This window comes from Nonomuraea sp. NPDC049625 (genome assembly GCF_040675285.1).
Taxonomy (GTDB): Bacteria; Actinomycetota; Actinomycetes; order Streptosporangiales; family Streptosporangiaceae; genus Nonomuraea; species Nonomuraea angiospora_A.
Map to the genome: position 1 here is coordinate 299,839 of NZ_JBFAOQ010000016.1, position 18,277 is coordinate 318,115.

General features: G+C 69.3%; 17 protein-coding genes. 4 read left to right on the forward strand and 13 right to left on the reverse strand.

From position 1 onward, the window contains the following. Positions 1 to 41 precede the first annotated feature (41 nt). The 7 genes from AB0J87_RS49295 to AB0J87_RS49325 form a co-directional block, all read right to left on the reverse strand. Positions 42 to 746 (reverse strand): DUF4097 family beta strand repeat-containing protein, encoded by a 705-nt coding sequence (locus AB0J87_RS49295; RefSeq protein WP_363979115.1) that lies wholly within the window; start codon positions 744 to 746, stop codon positions 42 to 44. Positions 747 to 834: 88 nt separating this feature from the next. After that, the gene (locus tag AB0J87_RS49300) at positions 835 to 1,734 is read right to left on the reverse strand and encodes a cation diffusion facilitator family transporter (RefSeq protein WP_350723954.1); all 900 of its coding nucleotides are present in this window, start codon (positions 1,732 to 1,734) and stop codon (positions 835 to 837) included. Beyond that, positions 1,734 to 2,150, reverse strand: a complete 417-nt coding sequence (locus AB0J87_RS49305) for a metalloregulator ArsR/SmtB family transcription factor (RefSeq protein ID WP_363979118.1) — start codon at positions 2,148 to 2,150, stop codon at positions 1,734 to 1,736. Before AB0J87_RS49305 ends, AB0J87_RS49300 begins: the two co-directional genes overlap by 1 nt. Before the next feature lie 183 nt (positions 2,151 to 2,333). After that, positions 2,334 to 3,080, reverse strand: a complete 747-nt coding sequence (locus tag AB0J87_RS49310) for a methyltransferase domain-containing protein (RefSeq protein WP_363979121.1) — start codon at positions 3,078 to 3,080, stop codon at positions 2,334 to 2,336. Between the two features lie 99 nt (positions 3,081 to 3,179). Beyond that, complete coding sequence (locus AB0J87_RS49315; RefSeq protein WP_363979124.1) at positions 3,180 to 3,821, reverse strand: hypothetical protein; 642 nt, start codon at positions 3,819 to 3,821, stop codon at positions 3,180 to 3,182. Positions 3,822 to 4,058: 237 nt separating this feature from the next. After that, positions 4,059 to 5,168: a DUF418 domain-containing protein gene (locus tag AB0J87_RS49320; protein WP_363979127.1), complete on the reverse strand. Its 1,110-nt coding sequence runs from the start codon at positions 5,166 to 5,168 to the stop codon at positions 4,059 to 4,061. Positions 5,169 to 5,349: 181 nt separating this feature from the next. After that, positions 5,350 to 7,020, reverse strand: a complete 1,671-nt coding sequence (locus AB0J87_RS49325; protein WP_363979130.1) for a PQQ-dependent sugar dehydrogenase — start codon at positions 7,018 to 7,020, stop codon at positions 5,350 to 5,352. A gap of 568 nt (positions 7,021 to 7,588) precedes the next feature. On the opposite strand from AB0J87_RS49325, the gene AB0J87_RS49330 reads away from it, so the two are divergent. The 4 genes from AB0J87_RS49330 (at position 7,589) to AB0J87_RS49345 (ending at position 12,360) form a co-directional block, all read left to right on the forward strand. Then, positions 7,589 to 8,053, forward strand: coding sequence for a hypothetical protein (locus AB0J87_RS49330; protein ID WP_363979133.1), 465 nt, complete (start codon positions 7,589 to 7,591; stop codon positions 8,051 to 8,053). Between the two features lie 476 nt (positions 8,054 to 8,529). Then, positions 8,530 to 9,099, forward strand: coding sequence for a CHRD domain-containing protein (locus tag AB0J87_RS49335; protein WP_363979136.1), 570 nt, complete (start codon positions 8,530 to 8,532; stop codon positions 9,097 to 9,099). A gap of 652 nt (positions 9,100 to 9,751) precedes the next feature. After that, entirely contained in the window at positions 9,752 to 11,254 is a 1,503-nt protein-coding gene (locus AB0J87_RS49340) for a serine/threonine-protein kinase (RefSeq protein WP_363979139.1), read from the forward strand. A gap of 734 nt (positions 11,255 to 11,988) precedes the next feature. Further along, complete coding sequence (locus tag AB0J87_RS49345; RefSeq protein ID WP_363979142.1) at positions 11,989 to 12,360, forward strand: hypothetical protein; 372 nt, start codon at positions 11,989 to 11,991, stop codon at positions 12,358 to 12,360. 227 nt (positions 12,361 to 12,587) lie between these two features. On the opposite strand, the gene AB0J87_RS49350 is transcribed toward AB0J87_RS49345, so the two are convergent. From AB0J87_RS49350 to AB0J87_RS49375, 6 genes are all read right to left on the reverse strand, one after another. Further along, positions 12,588 to 13,799, reverse strand: a complete 1,212-nt coding sequence (locus tag AB0J87_RS49350; protein ID WP_363979145.1) for a serine hydrolase domain-containing protein — start codon at positions 13,797 to 13,799, stop codon at positions 12,588 to 12,590. A gap of 36 nt (positions 13,800 to 13,835) precedes the next feature. Next, positions 13,836 to 14,240 carry a hypothetical protein gene (locus AB0J87_RS49355; RefSeq protein WP_363979148.1) on the reverse strand — a complete coding sequence of 135 codons (405 nt, stop codon included), beginning with the start codon at positions 14,238 to 14,240 and terminating at the stop codon, positions 13,836 to 13,838. A 254-nt stretch (positions 14,241 to 14,494) separates the two neighbouring features. After that, positions 14,495 to 14,662: a hypothetical protein gene (locus tag AB0J87_RS49360; RefSeq protein ID WP_363979151.1), complete on the reverse strand. Its 168-nt coding sequence runs from the start codon at positions 14,660 to 14,662 to the stop codon at positions 14,495 to 14,497. 437 nt (positions 14,663 to 15,099) lie between these two features. Further along, a complete protein-coding gene (locus AB0J87_RS49365) occupies positions 15,100 to 15,852 on the reverse strand; it encodes a hypothetical protein (protein ID WP_363979154.1) in 753 nt (250 codons plus the stop codon). Beyond that, positions 15,849 to 16,766, reverse strand: coding sequence for an ATP-binding cassette domain-containing protein (locus AB0J87_RS49370; RefSeq protein ID WP_363979157.1), 918 nt, complete (start codon positions 16,764 to 16,766; stop codon positions 15,849 to 15,851). The genes AB0J87_RS49365 and AB0J87_RS49370 overlap by 4 nt, the downstream gene beginning before the upstream one ends. Further along, entirely contained in the window at positions 16,763 to 18,229 is a 1,467-nt protein-coding gene (locus AB0J87_RS49375) for an alpha/beta fold hydrolase (protein ID WP_363979160.1), read from the reverse strand. The genes AB0J87_RS49370 and AB0J87_RS49375 overlap by 4 nt, the downstream gene beginning before the upstream one ends. Between the last annotated feature and the right edge of the window lie 48 nt (positions 18,230 to 18,277).

Here is an 18,277-nt window from a genome sequence, read left to right on the forward strand (position 1 = left end):
CGCGACAGTACTTTCGGCCGGACCTGTGCCCTCAGGGGGGTTCAGGGGGTGGCGACCTCCAGGTTGCCGGAGTCGCTGGAAAGCTCGATCGTACGCGGCGCCGAGGCGTCGGTGGCCGCCGTGACGTCCTTGCTGCCGGAGTCGGTCTTGGCGATCACGTTGTACGGCCCCTGCGGCACGCGAACCGTGATCGAGCCCGAGTCCGAGGAGCTCACGACCTTGTCCGGCTGCGCGGTGAAGACCAGCTCGACGTCCCCCGAGTCGGTCTCCGTGACGACCCGCTTGCCCGACAGCCCGCCGGCCTCGATCACCCCGGAGTCGCTGCGGACGTCCACCTCGCCGGACAGGCCCTTCAGCGTCAGGTCCCCGGAGTCGGAGTCGATCTTGACGCGGAGCCCCTTGGGGATCTCCACCTTGTAGTTCACGTCGCAGGCCGCGGCCCCGCTCCCCAGCCCCCAGCTGCGGGGGCACTTGTACGTCAGGGCGAGCGTGTCGCCCTCCACGCCGTGGGTGGCCTCCGGCTTGTTCTTGCGCCAGACGAGATGCTCGGTCACGTGGATGCCCTGGCGGTCCGACTCCACCACCTCGACGGTGCCGGAGTCGGACCCGATCCTGATGCCGGCCACCTTGTCGGTGACGTCGTAGGACTTGGTGTCCTCATCGAGGGGGCCGGCGAGGCCGCACCCGGTCAACACCGCCGCAACCCCCAGCAGCCCTGCGATCACGCCCGCTCTCTTCATGCCCATGACGCCCAAGTGTGGTTCACCAGGCCCCGCCCGGGCGTCGGGGAGTTCCCTGAGACGTCCCTGAAGAGTCCCTCAGGGGCGGGGGCGGTCACCAGCCGAGCTCGTCGCAGCCGGTGTGGTCGGCGGGCTCCACCTGAAGGGTCGCGTGCGCCACGCCGTGGCGGCGGAGCAGCAGGTCGCGGGCCTTGTCCAGGATGGCGTGGTGGTCCTTCGGGTCGACGGTGACCAGGTGGGCGGTGGCGACGTTCATGCCGGAGGTGAGGGTCCACAGGTGCAGGTCGTGCACGTCGCGTACGCCTTCGAGCGCCGCCAGGTCGGCCGCCACCGCGGCCGCGTCCATGCCCTCGGGCACGTGCTGCCCCAGCACCGCGAAGACCTGACGGCCGAGGGAGATCGCGCGCAGGGCGACGAAGACGCCGATGGCGAGGGCGACGACGGTGTCCCAGAACGTCTGACCGGTGGCCGTGATCAGCCAGCCCGCCACGATGACGCCGACGGACCCGGCCGTGTCGGCCACGACCTCCAGGTAGGCGCCCTTGACGTTGAGGCTCTCGGCGGCCCCGGCACGCAGCAGCAACAGGGCGATGAGGTTGACGACCAGGCCGATGCCGCCGACGACGAGCATCGGGCCGGAGGAGACCTCCGCGGGTCCGCCGATCCGCCCGATGGCCTCCAAGACCACGTACAGCGCGACGCCGAGCATCATGACCACGGCCAGCAGGGACGCGAACACCTCGGCCCGGTAGGAGCCGTAGCTGCGCCTTCCCGTGGCGTCCGGCCGGGTGGCGATGCGGGTGGCCACCAGGGCGGCGCCCAGGGTGACGACGTCGGCGGCCATGTGCCCGGCGTCCGACATCAGCGCCAGCGAGCCGGAGATCAGGCCGTAGACCAGCTCGACCACGAAGAACGCGCCGATCAGGACGAAGGAGACCGCCAGCCGCCACCGGTGCTGGGCGCCGGCGTGCCCGTGTCCGTGCCCGGCGCCCATCAGTCGGCCCCGTCCCGTTCGGGGTGGATGGCCTCGGTGTGCTCGGTGTGGGCGAGCGCCAGGTCGAGCAGCATGCGTACGTGGGGGTCGTCCAGCCGGTAGTACGCCATCCGCCCGGCGCGCCGGGCGACGACGATGCGGTGGGCGCGCAGCAACCGCAGGGCGTGGGAGACCGCGGACTCGCTCTGGCCGGTCACGGCCGCGAGGTCGCACACGCACAGCTCTCCGTCCAGCAGCGCCACGAGCAGCCGCAGCCGGTTCGGATCGGACAGCAGGCCGAAGACGTCGGCGGTGTCGGCCAGATCGTCGGCCGCCGGCATCCGCTCGCACACGGCGGCGACCCGGTCGGGGTCGACGACCCGGACCGCGCAGTCGTCCGGCGACAAGACGACTCGCTCGCTTGAAGAGCTATTCATATAAACAACAATAGCTTGCGAAGTGATCCCACCATCAAGTTTCTCCGCGCGTCCTCTTTCAAACCTGACCGCCGCGTTGAAGGGGCTCCAGCCCGGCTATCTGCTCCGGCTTTCTGCTCCGGCTTTCTGCTCTGGCGGTGGTCAGGCCCGGCTTGAGTGGACCGGGCCTGACCACCGCGGAGCTCAGCGCTTCATGAGGGCGAACACGCCCCAGCCGAGCAGGTGCCGCTGGAAGCGGACGTAACGCATCGGCTCGCGCGACAGCTCGGCGCGCAGTTCGGGCGCGAGCTCGTCGTCGGGGTTGGCGTCCAGCCAGGTACGCAGGTTGCGCCACTGGGCGGCGACGTACCGGTCCCAGCTGTCCTCGTCGGCGAGCACCATCTCGACGACGTCGTACCCGAGCCCGTCGAACAGCTCGAAGAGGTCGGGCAGCGTCCCGAAGTCGTCGCGCGAGGTCGCGTGGCACGCCTCGACGGCCTCCTGGCTGGGCGGTTCGGCCCGCCAGAACACCTCGCCGATCAGCATCGTGCCGCCCGGGCGCAGGCTGCGCTCCAGCAGCGCGACCGTGCCGGCGGTCCCGCCGCCGATCCACGTCGCGCCGACGCACGCCGCGACGTCGACCAGCTCCCCGGTCACGTACGTGGAGGCGTCCCCGTGCGTGAACGTCACCCGCTCGCCGACGCCGAGCTCGGCGGCTCGCTCGCGGGCGGCGGCGAGGAAGACGGTGCTGATGTCGACCCCGGCGCCGGTGATCCCATGATCACGGGACCAGGTGCACAACATCTCACCCTTGCCGCAGCACAGATCGAGCACGGTGGCTCCGGGCCGCAGCCCGATCGCCGCGCCGAGCGTGGCCAGCTTCTCAGGGGTGAACGGGTCGATGATCCGGTGGCTGCTCTCCCGGATGGTGAAGCTACGTGACAGATCCAAGATCGTGAGTCCTTACATGTGATGGCTGATGTACCGGAACGGTCAGCTCATCGACACGCATAAAAGCAACTCCTCCGTCACGAGATGGTGATCGCGACCCTAGCCCTCCGCGGATTCCGGCGGCAATCGAATTTCCTCGTGCTCGTGCCCGTCTCCGTGTGCCTCGAGGAGGTCCAGGTAGCCCTGAACGGCCTCCCACAGGTGGTGCTCGGGGTATCGCCCCAGGCTGCGGTGCCGCCGGCGCCACTGCCGGTCCCAGTACGAGTCGCGTACGGCCCGCAGATGGTCCAGCGCCGCCCGCAACTCCCCGGCGACCTGGGCGGGCTCCTCCTGAGGCCGGGACGTCACCTCACGCACCCGGTCGAAGCGCCGCTCGGCCAGCGCGTCGAGCACGTCCTGCTCGGGCCCGTCCAGCGACCAGAACCGCACCGGGTCGTGGATGCGATGGTTCTCCACCGGATCCAGGTGGGAGCGCCACCAGTACGCGACCCCGCCCTGGTCCAGCCGGAGGAAATCGACCAGCCACGCGGTGCCGGGCGGCTGGGAGCCCCAGGTCACCTCCTCCGGCGGGAGGTTCAGCACCAGGACGATCTCGAGGTGATCGACGGGGTCGGCGCCCGCGAGCAGGTCGCCGAAGACGTACGCGGCGCGTAGGAAGGGTTCGTCCGCCGGCACGCGGCGGGTCTGCTCGCAGGCCTGGGCGAGCTGCCGCAGCCTCTCCACCGCTCGCCGGTAGCGCATCCTCCGCTCGCCTCCCTGTCCCGGACTCGCGACCCAGCGTACGGTCTCCCCACCCCCTCCAGTCGCCCCGCCCGCTGCCCCCCTGCCCCCTGCCGCCCCCTCCTGCCGCCGGCCGCCCCCGACCACCAGCCGCCTCAGACCATCGGCCACCCCCGACCCCCAGCCGTTCCTCGACCGTCGGCCGCCCTCATGTCGCCGGCCGCTTCGGCCCGGTCACCCGCGCATGGCCGCCGGTTGTCAGGGACGGCGCGCCAGGGCCGGTGCCTGGTAGGCCCATTGCCAGGCCAGCTCCAGCGGCCCGCGACTGAACCGGCGCAGCCACAACGACGACAGCACCATGAACAGCACGCAGATCCCGGCCCACGCCACCGGCACCCACCACGGCCGCAGCCCGTCGAACCGATCCGCCAGCCCCAGACCCCAGCCGTAACACAGGACACTGGCCGCCAGATTCTGGAAGACGTAGCAGGACAGCGCCGTACGCCCCACGTTCGTGATCCCCCTCCTGAGCACGCCCGGCGCACCACGCATGCCGAGCACGATCGAGGTGATCAGCCCCAGCAGACCCAGGGCGACCAGCGGCGCCACGAGATAGCGGTCGACGGCGAACCAGGCCGGCCCCGCGAAGGAGGTGGCCAGGTTCAGCGGCACACCGACGCCGAGGCCGATGACGATCAGCTTCCTCCGCAGGCCCGCGCCGTCCTCCTCGAAGACGCCGGCGCGCAACAGGCGGGCGCCGAGCAGGAACAGCACGATGCCCATGGGGATGATGAACACCAGCTCCGCACGGAAGACGGCGACATGCCGCAGACGGAAGACGACCTGGTCGAGCCAGCCGTCCTGGGGGTAGATCGGGGTGCCGCCACCCGCCGGCCCCGCCATCAGGGCTGCCGTGATCAGAGTCACCATGGCGACGTGCACCGCCCCCGCGGCGACCATCCAGGCGGTGACCGCGCGCCGGCTCCTGCCCACCAGGTACGCCACGATCATCGAGGTGATCGCGTACCCCATCAGCACGTCGAACTCGAAGACCAGCACGTAGTGCAGCGCCCCCTCGACGAACAGCAGCGTCGCGCGCCAGAGATACCTGCCCGGCCACGTCAGCCCGCGCCGGACCGCGCTGCGGTACTGCAGCTCCAGGCCGACGCCGAAGAGCAGGGTCAACAGCCCGAGGAACTTGCCGTTGGACAGGAATCGCAGGAACGTCTCCACCACACCGGCCCCGCCCCCGAACTGAAGGAACTCGGCGGACCCGCCTGGCGCGGTGAAGATCCAGATGTTCGTGCCGAGCGTGCCCATGATGGCCACGCCGCGCAACACGTCAAGCGCGTCGATACGTCTGGTCACACCCTCAAGCCTGGTGGCGCGGTGGCTGCTCCCTGTCGTCCCGGCGGGCGAAATGAGCCGTACATCGATCGATGTACGGCTTTACATCTTTGGTCACTCCCCGAAGCCACCATCAGCAGCAACCGCCGATGACGCGGCCCCGCGACGTCGTTCAGTCTCCCCGGCGAAACGGGCGGCCAGGTCAGGGGCTCGTGCACCGATAGGTGGAAGGAGTCTGGGTGTCGCCGTTGGGACGGCTGGCCTGGAAGCCGAACGTCGTGCTCTGGCCAGGCGCGAGCGTGCCGTTGTGACCGGCGTTCCTGACCGTGACGGTCTGGCCGCTGACGGTCAGCGTGGCGTTCCATGAGCCGGTGACGGCGTGCCCGCTGGGCAGCGTGAACGTCACCGTCCAGCCCGTGGTCGTGGCGGTCCCGGTGTTGGCGACCGTGACCGGCTGGATCACGTAGCCGGTGCTCCACTGGGTCTGGGTGGTCGGCGTGGCCGTGCATCCGCCGGTGGTGCCGCCCGGACCGGTGGTGACCGTGACCGTGTTGGACACCGGCGACAAATTGCTCGCCGCGTCGCGGGCGCGTACCTGGTAGCGGTAGGTGGTGGCGGCGGTCAGCCCGGTGTCGGTGAACGAGGCGGTCGCCGCGGTGCCCACCTGCGTGAAGGTGCCGCCGGACGAGCCCGGCGCGCGCAGGACGTCGTAGCCGGTCACGCCGACGTTGTCGGTCGAGGCGGTCCACGTCAGCGTGGTGCCGGTGGAGGTGGTGGCGGAGGCGGCCAGGTTGCCGGGGGCGGTCGGCGGGGTGGTGTCGGTTCCGCTCGTGGCGGGCGGGATGCGGATGATGCGGTCGTCCTGGGCAACCGGTGTGCCGCGGCCGTCCCGGTTGCTGGTCGTCACCCAGAGCCAGCCGTCGGGTCCGAGCGCGACCGCGCGGAGGCGTCCGTACACGGACTGGAACTCGGCCACCGGCGTGCCGGGAGTGCCGCTGCCGGTCAGCGGCACCGTCCAGAGGCGCCGGCCGCCCAGCGCCGCGGCGAAGAGCGTGTTGTTGGCGTACGCGAGCCCGCTCGGCGACGCCTCGGCGGTCGTCCAGGTGACGATGGGGTTGCGGAAGGAGGAGTTGCCGCAGTTGCCTTCGCAGGTGGGCCAGCCGTAGTTGCCGCCCGCGACGATCTGGTTGATCTCGTCCCAGGTGTTCTGGCCGAATTCGCTGGCGTACATCCTGCCTTGGGAGTCCCAGGCCAGGCCCTGCACGTTGCGGTGGCCGTAGCTCCAGACGCGGGATCCCGCGAACGGATTGTCCGAAGGCACCCCACCGGTGGGCGTCATGCGCAGGATCTTGCCGGCGGGGCTGTTGAGGTTCTGGGCGTTGCTGGTGTTGCTGGCGTCGCCGGTGCTCAGGTAGAGCATGCCGTCCGGGCCGAACGCCAGGCGGCCGCCGTCGTGGATGGTGGCGCTCGGGACGCCGGAGAAGATCACCGTCTGTGTCTGAGGGGCGCTCAACTGGAACCTGACCAGGCGGTTGTCCCCGGCGGTGCTGGTGAAGTACGCATACACCCAGCCGTCCCTGGCCGCGATGCCGAGCAGGCCGCTCTCACCGGAAGCGCTCACCCCGTTCACGGTGGCGACCTGGGTGGGGGTCTGGCCGGGCCGTACCTGGAGGATCCGCCCGGTGTTCCGCTCGGAGACCAGCGCGCTGCCGTCCGGCAGGAACGCCAGCCCCCACGGCACCTGCAACCCCGTGACGGACACCTCCGCCCTGGCGAAGTCGAAACCCCCGAGCACCTGAGCGCGTGCCTCGGGAGCGCTGACGATGAGGGCGATCAGGGCCAGAATCAGGGCAGGTACGACACGGGCGCGCATGACGGACTCCTTGACGGGATCACGTGTGCGGACTTCAGCACCGTAGGCATCGCAACCGCGGGACCTCAATCGCCGCGACCCGCGCGTCCCGCCCATCTGCGACGACGGCCACGTGGTGACTGAAACTTTCAACATCCGGCGCTTACGTATTCAACCCTGTCTCATCAGGCAGCCGGCTCCGGCCGGCCCGGCACTAACCCGGAAGAGGAGCATCGACGAGGGTCGGCAATGCCGCCGGTGGCTCCCACGATGATCACCTCCACCCTGCTCCTCACCCTGCCGCACGACGCCACGAACGCAGTCAGACCCGCCTGGGTACGAGGACGCGCCGCTCACGTGAGGCCATACGGCGCTTGATGGGCTCGCGCGAGTCCGGGTGGGTGTGCCACGCGTAGTCTGGAAGAGGGACGCTCGCCGGTCGAGCTCGACCATGACGCGGGAGACGGGTGAGCACACGCGCACTCGGGGGGTGAGCCCGATGAGGCCTCACGACGCCTGGTCCGCAGGCACCGCAGCAGTCGCAATAACAGCCGCACTGTTCACCGGCACACCAACAGCCACAGGGCACATGCCCACCGGCACATCGACGGCCACGGGGCAGGCGGCCGGGTCGCGGCTCGCCCAAGAATGCACCCCTCCACCGCTGCCGGGCAAGGTGGTGGACGTCGACCTGACCGACACGACCGGCGCAGCGCCCATGCGCCTGACCGTGAAGCCGGCCAAGGTCACAGCAGGCACCGTGTCCCTCCGTGCCTCCAACACCGGCACCCTGGCCCACGAGGTGGTCGTACTGCCGCTCGCGGCGGGTAAGCCCATCGGGAAGCAGCCGATCGGAGCCGACAACCGCGTAAGCGAGACGGGCTCTATCGGCGAGGCGTCCCACAACTGCGCCGCAGGCGAGGGCGGAGGCATCGCCCCCGGGTCCGCAGGCTGGGCGACGCTGACCCTGCAGCCTGGACGGTACGAGCTGATCTGCAACTTCTCGGGGCACTACGCCATGGGCATGCGCGCAGAACTCGACGTCACCCAGTAACCCACATACCAACCAGCAACCAGCAGCCATCTCCACCCCAAAACCACACCACTCAGCACCCCACCCACGCCAAGCCAAATACCGTCACCCCTTCACACCCACCCCAGCCTTCACCCGCTCGCCCCAGCCTTCGTCTGCCCGCCCCCAGCCGTCACCCGCTCGCCCCCAGCCTTCGTCCGCTCGCCCCCGGCCGTCACCCGCCCGTCGCCAGGCTTTACCCGCCGTCTACCGGCCTTGGCACGCCCGTCGCGGGTCTTCACCTGCCCGTCGCCAGCTTCCGCTCGCCGCTCACTGCCCTTCGCTCGCCTGAGCCCTGCACGAAGTCGGCACCGGGTTTCGGTCTGTCCGCCTCAGGCTTTGTGACACTGATCACCCCAACGCCTTATGCGGATTTGTCCACAGAACGTCGGAGACCACCTCACTAACGTCCTGCCTTGTCCGAAGAGATCCGTAAGACCAACCGGAGGCAGGTACCCATGAACACTTTCGAGCAGATCAGCAACGGGCGTATCCAGTGGCGGCGTGCAGTGGCCGGCGCGGCCATCGCGGCGCTGGCCTCGACCGCGGCCCTGGCCGTCACCTCGGCATCGGCCAACGCCGCCCCCGCCACGTTCACCAGCGCCAAGGTGGCCAACGCAAAGGTGGCCAGCGCGGCCAAGACGTACTACTTCACCGCAGTTCTTCTCGGCAAGAACGAGGTGCCGGAGGCCGGCAAGAAGGTCAACGACCGGAACGGCCTGGCAGCCGCCAAGTTCCGCATCAAGGGCAACCGCCTCTACTACTTCGTCCAGTGGAAGAAGGTCGCCAAGCCCACCGCCTTCCACATTCACCGGGGCAAGGCCGGCACGAACGGCCCCGTCGTCATCGACCTGCTGTCCAACGGCACCACCCGCGGCAACACGAGCTCCGGCTCCGTCCGCGTCAAGGACACCAGCGTCCTCAACGGAATCAAGAAGAACCCGAAGAACTGGTACGCCAACCTGCACACCTCCGAGTTCCCCGACGGCGCGGTCCGCGGCCAGCTCCACGGCGCCCACCACTGGTAAACATCCTGAAAGGTGCGCAGACCAGGGCCGAGCCGCAGCGCGGGCACGTCGGCGCGGCCCCCTTGCCCATCGAGCCAGACACCGAAGGGCCGCCAGGCAGCCGAGGTCAGAACCGGCGAACGTCATCATCGGACGCCCAGACCTAGCAAACGAACGGCCCAGCACATCGGAGAAGACCTCGGACATCGGCCAGCTCAAGGGGGTGAGGACGGCGCCGAGATCCTCGAACGCGAGCACCGTGAACCCCGCAACCCCATAGCCCAGCAGCCCGCAACCCCGCGGGCACCGCGAACCCTGCCAGCACCGTGAGCACCGATCGCCGTGAGCACCGCGAGCACCGACCGCCGTGAAAGTAGGGAGCACCGCGCGCACCGAACGAGCATCGAGAGCACCGAACGCCGCAAACGCCGCGAACGCCGCCTGCATCGCGAGCACCCGCGATGTTGGCGTCCGCGGCGACCGTCTGGAGCCAGGTACCCCAGGAAGACTGAGATCGGCCTGAGCTAAATGTCCAAAGGTGTCGGGTGACCTTTGATCGACATTCCCTGACGCTCGCGATCCGTTCGCTTACTATCTGATGTGCCCGTGCTGAGCCGGATATCGACAGGAGGCGACGAATGGTCGCGGAGTCCGAGACGTCGGTAATGGCACGGTGACGTTGCTCGCGGGCCGTTATCGGCTGCTTTCGCAGCTCGGCCAGGGCGGCATGGGCACCGTCTGGCGGGCGATGGACGAGCTCCTCCGACAGGAAGTGGCCATCAAGGAGGTCCGGCTCCCGTCGGATCTCGACGAGGCGTCGCGGGCCGAACTGGCCGAACGCACGCTCCGGGAAGCGCGCGCCGCGGCGACGCTGCGCTCCCACCCGTCCATCGTCACCGTGCACGACGTGGTCCTGGACGACGGCCGGCCGTGGATCATCATGGAGCTGGTACGCGGCCGCTCCCTCGACCGGGTCGTACGCGATGACGGCCCGCTGCCGCCGCACCGCGTAGCCGAGATCGGCATGCAGATGCTCGACGCCCTCGGTGCCGCGCACGCGTCCGGCATCCTGCACCGGGACGTCAAACCCGCCAACGTCCTGCTCCCCGACGACGGGCGGGTGCTGCTCACCGACTTCGGCATCGCGACGATCGCCGGGGACACCGGGCTCACGCAGACGGGGATGCTGACCGGCTCGCCCGGCTACATCGCCCCGGAGCGCCTGCGCGGCGAGGCCGACGGCCCGCTCGCCGACCTGTGGTCGCTCGGCGCCACGCTCTTCACGGCGGTGGAGGGCGGCCCGCCGTTCCCCCGCCCGAACGAGGCCGCGGTCCTGGCCGCCGTACTGATGCAGGAGCCCGCCCCTTTCCGGCTGGCCGGCCCGCTGGCACCTGTGCTGGCCGCGATCCTGGAGAAGGACCCGGTACGCCGCTGCTCCCCGGACGAGGTGGCCGGCTGGTTGAGGGCCCTCTCGCGGGGCGAGACGACAGACGTCCCGACTTCGCCACGGACGCGGACCGTCCCGGGCAGCCGCCCACGCCGGCGTCGCCGCGTCCAGGTCGTCGTGGGCGCCCTGCTCGCGGTGGTGCTGGTCGTGGCGGCAGGGGTGGTGGTCGTGCCGTACCTGTTCCCGAACGTCATCCGCCTACTCGGCGCCATGCTCGCGCCCCCCGTCACCTATACCTATTCCCCGCGGCCGACGTTCGGCTCGTCGCCGGAGGCCACCCCGGTCATCTCCCGCGACTTCGAGGCATGCGATCTGCTGACCAGCGCCCAGACGCGCTCGCTGTTCGGCGGTCCGATGAAGCGCCAGTTCCTGACCGACACCACCTGCTCCTGGTCCAATACGGACGCTTCCAGCCTGAACATCATGGCGTTCCGCTTGCCGAGCGCCTCCGCGGCCAACTTGACCCATGATCAGATGGTCAAGTACATGGAGGACGAGCCGAAGCGCAACGAAAAGACCAAGATCCGCACGGGGCCGAAGGTCGGCGACGAGGCGTTCAGCTACACCCGGCAGGTGCCCAACTGGCCGTGGCGAGTCTACGAGACCAAGATCTCCTTCCGACTGTCGAACGTCGAGGTGACCATCACCGTCAGAGCCCGACGCTCCGGATTCGGCACCGCCGACCGCGCCGCCAAGCTCGTCGCCACAGCCCTCAACAAGTACCGCTAGCACCCCACTGAACGACGCTCCCTTACTCCGCGGATGGCACCAGCAGCTTCTCCGGCAGCACTTCACCCCAGTGACAGCAGCCTGAGGTGCAAGGGGCGGAGGCGAAAGGCCTGCGGCTGTTGAGGTCTAAACGACGGAAGCGGATGAGGTGAAGAGATGGAATCGGCTGAGGCGAGGGACCGAGGTGGGGCTGCCGTCGTATCCGCCGAACATCATTTGCCTGACCAGCAGAAACGACGGAGGTGAACCCGTTCCGCGGTCGCCAGTCGACCTGAGAACGTCAGTGGCCTGCAACACGCGACACGTCAGTAGGGGTTGTCGCGGCCACACGCGCCAGGAGTCACGAACGCCACCCCCCCACGACGAGGTCTGGCCCGAGCCCTCGCAGGAGGGCGTGGCACTGACATCGCGAGCTCCCCTTGGTGAACGGTTCCGTGCGGGAGGGGCCCCGCGGCTTTCTCCTCCGGCCAGGCGCTCCAGCGGTAGAGCGGCTGATCCTGAGGGTGTGGGCGAGGCCTCGGGGGACCGGGCCCGCAGAGTGATTCCGAACGGACTCCAGCGGCTGTGACGGTGAGCTACCAAGGGCATTCGGCAGCCTGACATAAACCAATTAGCGAGCAACCCGACCTGAGGAAACGCGTCGTGGCTGGTTATCGAGTCGGGCCGTGCCGGACTCATCCCCTGCCATCCCGACCGAAACCCGGCCCCCGGCGGCGGCAAGCACTTCACCCATCGTGACCTGGCAGGGAAGCTCTTACCGCCAGATCTCGTTCGGAATCACTCGGCGGGCCAAATCCGAGCTGGCTCCCGGCGACTACGCGCAACTCCGCCGGGAGGCGCTCGTCGTACAGAGCGCCAAACTCGGCCGGGAAGTGCTCGTCGTACAGAGCGTCGAACTCGGCCGGGAGGTGCTCGTCGTACAGAGCGTCGAACTCGGCCGGGAGGTGCTCGTCGTACAGAGCGTCGAACTCGGCCGCATGTACGCCGCTGGCGAGGTCGGCGAGGACACCTACCCCCACCTCCAACGCCGCCCGGACCACCAGACCTGCGCCACACCGACGGCTGGCCAGATCATGCGACTGCAGGTACCGCGTCATAAGGCGTGAAATCCGCCGCGGCCCTGGACGGACGAAGCCGGCGTGCGGCGCGGGCATGAAATCTGCCGCAGCCCTGGACGGATGAGGCCGGCGTGCGGCGCTGGGGCAGCGGTTGACGGGGGCGGGTCCGCGTGCTGCGGCACCGGTGGTCGGCCAGGCATCGGATGACCACGTTCCGGGCGGCCATGCAGGCGGGCCACGCCGAGCCCGGTGAGCGCGGCGTGGCCCGGGTTCGCCTACTGTGCCTGACGGCCGTCGCAGAACACCTCGTTGATGAGCCTGTTCAACGCCTTGGGGAACACCGTCGCCGTGTCGACCGCGGCGTCTCCGGAGGTCAGCGAGGCGGTCAGGACCTTGCTGCCGTCGGGCGTGCTGTACATCAGCGATCCGTAGCCCCCGGGAGGGCTGCCGTCGTGGTTGAGGACGATGCCGGCGCAGTCCGGGCCGGTGTCCAGCACGTACAGTCCCAGGCCGTAGCTGCCGAAGAGGCCGGCGCTCCTCGGGTCCGGCGTGCTCATCTCGGTCATCAGCGCGGCTGGCAGGAGCCTGCCGCTCACCAGCGCGGACATGAACGTCTGCACGTCCTTGGTCGTCGAGATCATGTTGCCGGCGCCGGCCAACAGGGAGAGATTCTGGCGGGTGACGTCGACCACCTTCCACTGACCGGCGTCCTCGTACCGGTAGTAGCCGTGCGCGTGCGGTCCGGGGAGGTCCGGCCGGTTGCCCGGCACCGAGGTGCCCGTCAGCCGTAGCGGCCCCAGGATCCGGCGCTGCATCTCCTCGGCGTACGGGCGGCCGGTGACCTTCTCGATCAGCAGCAGGGCGAGGGTGTAGTTGGTGTTGGCGTAGCCCCAGCTCGTCCCCGGCGCGAACTTGGCAGGCTTGGACAGCGCGAACCGTACCAGTTCTTCCGGCTGGTAGGACTTGAACCGGTTGTCCACCCACTCCTTGCCCACGGAGGGCAGGCCCGGCACCCATACGCCGTCGTCGTAGGCATCGCCGGTGTAGTTGAACAACCCGCTGGTGTGCTGCAACATCATCCGCACGGTGATCCGCGGGTCCAGGCCCAGGTCGGGCAGGTAGCCGGCCACCGAAGCGTCCAGCCCGACCCTGCCCTCGGCCACCAACTGCAGCACCAAGGTCGCCATGAAGGTCTTGGTGGTGCTGCCGATCCAGTAGCGCCCGTTCGTCGGCGGCTTGGCGCTCTCGCCCAGCTTGCGCACCCCGGCGCTGCCCACCCAGTCGCCCCGCTCGTCGTGGACGCGCATCTGCATCCCGGCGAAACCGTCGTCGATCCACTCCTGGATGGCTTTATGCAGCTCCGGACGGTCCTGTGCGGTAGCCGCGGCGGGGGCGGCCGCCCCGGCCACCAGCGCGGCCGCCAGCACCGTGACCGCCGCTCGCCGCAAGACCTTGCTGCGGTGGGGTACGCCGAAGATAGTTCTCATGGTTCCTCCCGGAGTCGATGGGGATGCAGCAGCCCGTCAGGCGGCGTCGAGGGCCGCGGTGATCTTGCGGGCCATGTCGGTCAGGGTGGGGCTGGGCCGGCCCTGGTGATCTCCGATGGAGGCTTCGACGGCGACCATGACGGTGCTGCGGAAGTTGTCGGCCTCGGCCGGGTCCTGCTGCCTGAGCAGGTTCATGGACGCGGTCAGCGCCGGCAACACCTGGTCGGCGAGGGCAGCCACGGTCTTGCCGTACTTGACGCCCTTGGGCGCCTTGGCGAGCACGTGTCCGACGGGGCCGGTGGCGGAGGTCAGGGCGATGGAGCCTTCGGTGGCGACCTTGTGGGCCGAGCCGGCGGCGCCGGCGGCGGACATCAGGGAGACGGCGCCCCAGGCGGCGGTCCGAAGGGTGAGCTTGTCCTGGTCGATGAGGGTGATGGCCATGGTGGTGCGCTCCTTCAAAACTGTTGGGATTCGGTTGGGCGGGCAGGCGTTCAACCGTTCATGGCCTTTACGATCGCCGACCGCTCTGATACCGGGCCGTTGCCGTCCTGACACGGCCCTTACAGCTGCTCCCGCAGCCACGCCGCGATCTCGTAGCCGTAGGCGGGTCAGCAACGCCGAATAGCTGAGGTGCAGCGGGTGCTGCCGGGCCAGGCTGCTGAAGTACGGCCCGGGCCCAGCTCGAGCAGCGCGTGTTAGCCGGTGGTGAGCAGCGTGCGCAACGCGTCCGAGAAGCGCACGGTGTGGCGCAGGTGGGCCGCCCAAGAGGCCAGGTGAGCACGTGTGCCGTCGTGACCGGTGTGATGGCGCGCCACGCCACGGTCGAGGACGCCATCACGGCCCGGGGCTCGGATAACGGCCATGAGCCCCAAGCTGGAGCGTTGACGCAGGTCCCTCCCAGTGACGGGTTGCCCTGCCTGAGCGCAATTTCGGCCTGGGCGCGGGGGGACGAGTCTGGTCAGCCAAATGTGTTGGATCTCCGGCGCATACTACGGAGCCCCCGAGGCGGTCGATGTGAAAGGGGTGGAGGCGCCCCGAGGCGAAAGGTCCGAGGCTGGCGAGGTGCAAGGGGCGTAGTCGGTCCGAGGTGAAAGCTCCGAGGCTGGCGAGACGCAAGCGGCGCAGTCGACCGATGTGAAAGGCCTGAGGGTGCGAGGTGCAAGCGACGGAGGCGGTGGAAGCGAGCGGTCGAAAGCGGCTGAGGTGCAAGGGGCCCGTGTACCCGAGGGCCGCAGCCCCCATACCGTCGCGGGACGCCGTCCGTGGTCGTGGGACGCCGTCCGTGGAGGGTCAGTTGTGGTCAGGCGTCGCGACGGGTGATTGCCAGGGCTGCTGCGACGAGGAAAATCGTGACATAAGCGACGAGGACGGCGCTGGCCGACGAAGGGGCGAAGGCGCCGGAGTCGGGGACTCCGGCTAACTGCCTCGTCAGTGAGGGGACCGTCAAGGAGCCTGTCCAGTCGTTCCAAGGGGCGGGGAGAAAGCGCTCGATCACGGTCGGGGCCGTCAGGAAGGCGACCAGTGCGATGAGTGCTCCCGGTGTCGAACGCAGAATCGTGGCCAGGCACAGCCCCATCACCGCTGCGACGGCGGAGCCTGCGCCTGTCGACAGCACCTCGGACAGGGCGGTCGGTTCGGAGAACGAGGCGCCGATCGGGCGTCCGCCTACCACCGCCTGTGCGGTGAAGTAGGTGGCGAACGCCAGCAGCTGACCCGTGATCGCAGCCACGGTGGCCACCACGGCGGACTTGGCCAGGAGCAGGATCCACGGGCGTCGGAGCGTGGTCAACGTCAGCCTGATCATGCCGGTGCTGTACTCGCCGGAGATGGCGAGCACGCCCAGCATGCCGAAGAGCACGGGGGGAATGTCGGCGCTGAAAGTGAGCCCCGTGCCGACGGGTTCGCCGCCGGGACCCTTGGTGTCGAAGTAGCGCGAGATCGAGAGGGCGGCGAAGCCGGTGAGCGCCACGGCTGAGAGCGTGGAGGCCAGGACGTAGTAGGTGGATCGGAGCGAGCGCAGCTTGAGCCATTCCGATGCGACGACGTTGATCATTGGGTTATCTCCATGAAGGCCTCTTCCAGCGATGCCTGGCGGGGTGTCAATTCGTGGATGGCGCAGCCGTTCGCCAGGGCGACATCGCCTATGGCGGCTGCCGACAAGCCGGTCACCAGCAGCTCTCCTTCGGCCCAGGAGGTAGAAGTCGAAGGCGTGCTCGCGCCGGACGTCTGGGTGCGGCGTACGGTTGCTCCCGCCGCTTCGAGTGCCCCGGACAAGCGGGCCGCATGTGGCGAGCGGACCGAAACGTCGCCTTGGAAGCGGGCCAGCAGCTCCCCCATCGTGGTGTCCTCGATCAGCTGACCGCGGCCGATGATGATGAGCCGGTCGGCGGTGAGGGACATCTCGGTCATCAGATGGCTCGACAGGAGGACGGTCCGCCCCTCGGCCGCCAGAGACCTCAGCAGCGTCCTGAGCCAGCGGATGCCGTCGGGGTCGAGGCCGTTGACCGGCTCGTCAAGAATGAGCACCCCCGGGTCGCCGAGCAGTGCCGCCGCGATGCCGAGGCGCTGGCGCATCCCCTGGGAGAACCCGGCGATCCGCTTGCGTGCCGCGCCGGCCAGGCCGACCTCCTCGAGAACCGCTACGACTCTGCGGCGCGCGATCCCGCCGGCATGCGCCAGCGCCTGGAGGTGATCGAACGCGCTGCGCCCGCCCTGCACCTCGGTGGCATCGAGCATGGCACCGACCTCACGCATGGGGTCATGGAGGTCGCGCTTGCGGACGCCGTTGATCAACGCCTTGCCCGAGGTGGGCGCGTGAAGGCCGAGAATCACCCTCATGGTGGTGGACTTGCCGGCCCCGTTGTGGCCGAGAAAGCCCGTGACCTGTCCGGGCTTGACGTCGAACGTCAGCCCCGAGACCGCCCGCGTGGAACCGTACACCTTCGTCAGATCTATGACTTCGATCATTTCCCCACCCGTTGAATCAGCTCGGCCGGGCAGCGCGTGCCCCGCGCGGGCAGCGTCCCCGCGGTCAGGTAGGCGAGGACATGCCGCCGCAGGCAGGTGTTGGCGGCCCACGCCGCGTGGCCGTCTCCGTGCCACAGGACCTGCGCGGACGGAACCTGCTCCGCCACGTGCTGCTGCCCGAGGTAGTTGGTGTTGTTGTCGAGCTCCCCGATCGCGAAGAGGATCGGTGGGACGTCCTTCACCCGTAACGGGTGCGGCGCCCAGGACGCGCCCCCGCTGCGCCCCCAGCACCGCCCGAGTTCGAAGCGTCCCTCGATCCAGCCGAACCTCGGCGCGATCTCACGAAGCCTGGCCTCGATGCCTTGGAACTCCTCGTACGTCGGCAGCTTCGGCATGAAGTCGTTGCACAGAGAGTCCTGGCTCACGGACGAGCCGCCCTGATCCGGCGCGAGCTCGGTGAGAAAGCCGGCGGCGTCGCCGTCGAGGGCCTTGCGGATGGCAGTCGCGAATCGCGGCCAGTACGCCGGGTTCATGCCTTTGACCGCGCCTGCGTACAGCTGTCCCTCGTGCACCGTCCTGCCGGCCGACGCCGGGAGTGGCGCGCGGCGCACTCTTACGACCAGTTCGTCCCATGTCTTGCCCGCATCTCTGCCGTGCAGGGCGCAGTCCGTACGGCGGGCGCACCAGTCACGGAAGCGGGTGAGATGTCGCTCCTGGGTCCGCGCGTAGTTGCGCAACCAGGGCTCGAACTCCTGCTGGGTGTGATCGGCGGTCCCGTCGAAATACATCCGCTCCACCCGCTGCGGGAACAGCTCCAGGTAGGCCTGGGCGTAGACGGTGCCGTAAGAGTTGCCCGCGTAGCGGAGCTTCTCCTGGCCGAGTGCGGCGCGCAGTGCGTCGATGTCGTGCGCCACGTTCCATGCCGTCATTCCGTACCACGCCGACCTGGCCGTCTTGCGGCAGCTCGCCTGATGGGCCGCGTTCTTGGCGGCGTGAGCGTCCCAGTCCTGCTTCGTCCGCGCCAGGACCAGTCCGAAGATGGAGGCCGAGGGCTCCTCGCAGCTCACTCTCTTGCCGCTGCCGGGCTCGGACATCCCGCGCGGATCCAGGGCGATGACGTCGAACCGGTTCCGCAACTCCTTGAGCAGGGTCGGCAGCTCCGGCGGGATGTCGGGATCGTCTCTCTGCCTGAGCATCACCGTGCTGGTGGCCGGGCCTCCGAAGTTGACGATCAGCGGGCCCATGCTCCTGCCCGTCGCGGGCATTCTGGCCACGTGCACCGAGGTCTTGGGGCCGCCCGGATCGGCCCAGTCCACGGGAACGACCAGCTCGGCGCATCGCAGGCCGTCGCCACATTCCTTCCAGGCGAGACGATACGCTTGCGCCGACGCCAGTGCGATGCCGCCGAGCGAGACGGCGAGGCAGGCAGCGAGGCTCAGGGCGATGAGTGTGCGTCGATCCATGCGGGAAACGATCCTGCACGGCGGTGGGTGCGCACATCGGAGCCAGAT

Excerpts from the sequence above, each read along its gene's own strand:
- AB0J87_RS49295 (WP_363979115.1), bottom strand. The coding sequence starts at position 746 with ATGGGCATGAAGAGAGCGGGCGTGATCGCAGGGCTGCTGGGGGTTGCG.
- AB0J87_RS49315 (WP_363979124.1), bottom strand. The coding sequence starts at position 3,821 with ATGCGCTACCGGCGAGCGGTGGAGAGGCTGCGGCAGCTCGCCCAGGCC.
- AB0J87_RS49355 (WP_363979148.1), bottom strand. The coding sequence starts at position 14,240 with ATGGCCATCACCCTCATCGACCAGGACAAGCTCACCCTTCGGACCGCC.
- AB0J87_RS49375 (WP_363979160.1), bottom strand. The coding sequence starts at position 18,229 with ATGGATCGACGCACACTCATCGCCCTGAGCCTCGCTGCCTGCCTCGCC.
- AB0J87_RS49365 (WP_363979154.1), bottom strand. The coding sequence starts at position 15,852 with ATGATCAACGTCGTCGCATCGGAATGGCTCAAGCTGCGCTCGCTCCGA.
- AB0J87_RS49350 (WP_363979145.1), bottom strand. The coding sequence starts at position 13,799 with ATGAGAACTATCTTCGGCGTACCCCACCGCAGCAAGGTCTTGCGGCGA.
- AB0J87_RS49300 (WP_350723954.1), bottom strand. The coding sequence starts at position 1,734 with ATGGGCGCCGGGCACGGACACGGGCACGCCGGCGCCCAGCACCGGTGG.
- AB0J87_RS49325 (WP_363979130.1), bottom strand. The coding sequence starts at position 7,020 with ATGCGCGCCCGTGTCGTACCTGCCCTGATTCTGGCCCTGATCGCCCTC.
- AB0J87_RS49330 (WP_363979133.1), top strand. The coding sequence starts at position 7,589 with ATGCCCACCGGCACATCGACGGCCACGGGGCAGGCGGCCGGGTCGCGG.
- AB0J87_RS49360 (WP_363979151.1), bottom strand. The coding sequence starts at position 14,662 with ATGGCCGTTATCCGAGCCCCGGGCCGTGATGGCGTCCTCGACCGTGGC.
- AB0J87_RS49305 (WP_363979118.1), bottom strand. The coding sequence starts at position 2,150 with ATGAATAGCTCTTCAAGCGAGCGAGTCGTCTTGTCGCCGGACGACTGC.
- AB0J87_RS49335 (WP_363979136.1), top strand. The coding sequence starts at position 8,530 with ATGAACACTTTCGAGCAGATCAGCAACGGGCGTATCCAGTGGCGGCGT.
- AB0J87_RS49370 (WP_363979157.1), bottom strand. The coding sequence starts at position 16,766 with ATGATCGAAGTCATAGATCTGACGAAGGTGTACGGTTCCACGCGGGCG.